Origin of the sequence: Deinococcus multiflagellatus (assembly GCF_020166415.1) — a bacterium.
Classification (GTDB): domain Bacteria; phylum Deinococcota; class Deinococci; order Deinococcales; family Deinococcaceae; genus Deinococcus; species Deinococcus multiflagellatus.
The window spans coordinates 1-1,709 of record NZ_JAIQXV010000050.1; the positions used below are offsets into that span (position 1 = coordinate 1).

At 67.2% G+C, this 1,709-nt stretch carries 4 protein-coding genes; all 4 read right to left on the bottom strand.

The genetic code is table 11. The annotated features are described in order from the left end of the window. Window positions 1-422 (bottom strand): competence protein CoiA family protein (locus K7W41_RS23210; RefSeq protein WP_224612907.1); only part of this gene is annotated, 422 nt, incomplete at its 3' end. A 309-nt stretch (window positions 423-731) separates the two neighbouring features. Further along, window positions 732-1,001 (bottom strand): DUF6527 family protein, encoded by a 270-nt coding sequence (locus tag K7W41_RS23215; RefSeq protein ID WP_224612908.1) that lies wholly within the window; start codon window positions 999-1,001, stop codon window positions 732-734. Further along, a complete protein-coding gene (locus K7W41_RS23220) occupies window positions 991-1,431 on the bottom strand; it encodes a hypothetical protein (protein ID WP_224612909.1) in 441 nt (146 codons plus the stop codon). The genes K7W41_RS23215 and K7W41_RS23220 overlap by 11 nt, the downstream gene beginning before the upstream one ends. Continuing rightward, on the bottom strand, window positions 1,428-1,709 hold a 282-nt coding region (locus K7W41_RS23225), incomplete at its 5' end, for a hypothetical protein (protein WP_224612911.1). The genes K7W41_RS23225 and K7W41_RS23220, both read right to left, overlap by 4 nt.

The window sequence follows — 1,709 nt, forward strand, 5'->3', positions numbered from 1 at the left end:
TTGTCCTTCAACTCAAAGTTGTCGGATTTTTCAGTGAGATCAAACAACCACATCATGCCGTTCGCCAGCTCGCCGTAGAACCTTTCACGTGCCTGTACGGCGTTCGCAGCGAGGTACGAATGTTGGAGCTCGATCACGACCTTGTGACGGGTCTGAATGTCAGCACGGTGGCCTACGGCGTCTCCAGGCTTCCGGATGGTGACCTCATCCTGAGATTGAGAGGCGGTAAACCGTGCCTTCCACTCGCGGTGCCAGGGACCTTCATTTTCAGACCATGTATCGCAATCCTCGACATTCAGGTGCCGCCAATACCGCCGGATCGCCCCGTAGCAGCCCTGCACGTCAGCGTCACAGCATTCACAACGGCCAATCTTGCCTGATATGGCTTCCACGCGTTCACCGTTGTACCAGGCGTAGCGCACCGTTTAACCGCCCCCACGGGAGAGGGTCAGAATGTTGCTTTCCCAATTTCGCCCGCGCCCCGGTCCCATCGCCATACGACACGCTAACACTGTCCCACCCACCGCGCAGCCCAAAACGGCTGATTTTGCCTGACTGCTCACGACAACAAAAAAGCCCCCTGTACCACGCGGTCACGTGGTACAGGGGGCTCTGTCGTAAGTTGGCCGTGTTTGCTTGCGCCCTGGCCCCTCCGCTTCAACCGTCGCAGCTGGAGCATCGCGGACCAGGCTGAGTCAGGGCCTGCGGCGACGGCGCATGTTGTCCGATAGTCAGCACCCGACGAACTGGCCACCCTGCAGCCAGCCGTGCCAGCCGCACTGCCCCTCGCCGTTGTGCCACAGGCTGGGCTGCAGGGTCAGGTCGCCCGTCTCCACGCTGCCTGAGACCACGCGGTGCCCGGCGTGGTACACCTGCCCGCACCCGCAGGGGCACAGGTAGACGTGCGCGGCCCCGCAGGTCTGGATGGTGCCTGGCACGGCCCCCTCGGCGTAGGGCAAGCCGGGCGTCATCGGCAGGGGTGCGGGCCGGTCAATTGACACGCCGCCCCTCCAGGGCGTCCAGCGCCTCGTCCACAGCCTTCAGGAACACGGGCTCGGGCAGGTTCAGCTCCACCTCCAGGGCCACACTGGTCTCCACGAACGTCACGGGCCAGTCCTGTCCCAGCAGGTGCAGGGTGTGCGGCGCTCCAGCCTCGTCCCGGTGCAGGGTGCCCTCCTGCTCGGGGTAGGACTGATACAAGCTGGGCCGCAGCGCCTTCAGGGCGGCGAACAGCCCCGGTGCCATCACCGTGGTGATCGGGTAGGGCTGTGGGTGCGTGGGCATGGGCAGGTGCACCAGGTCCATCTGATCGTCGCAGCGCCACCCCCCCAGGCGCACGGGGGAGACGGTGTGCCCGGGCAGGGCCCCACGCCGTCCCCAGGGCCACCGCAGCCGGCGGCGCAGGGCCGCCACCAGGGGGCCCGCCTTCACCGGGGCCCCGGATCAAGCGGCGCGTCGTCCGTCCAGGCCGGGGCGGGCCAGTCCACTCGGGTGCGCTGCACCTCGTCGGGCGTGATAGGCCGCAGGGCGTCCGGGTCGGCAGGGACCGCCGGGGCCGGACTGGCCGGCACGGCCGGGCCCTGCGCCGCCACCTGGGCCAGCACGGCGCTGAGTTCAGCCAGCACGTCGCCCGGCACGCCCTTTTCCTTGTTCTGCCGACTGCGGTAGCTCACCCACCCCGAGGCGATCATGGCCAGCACCAGGCCCAA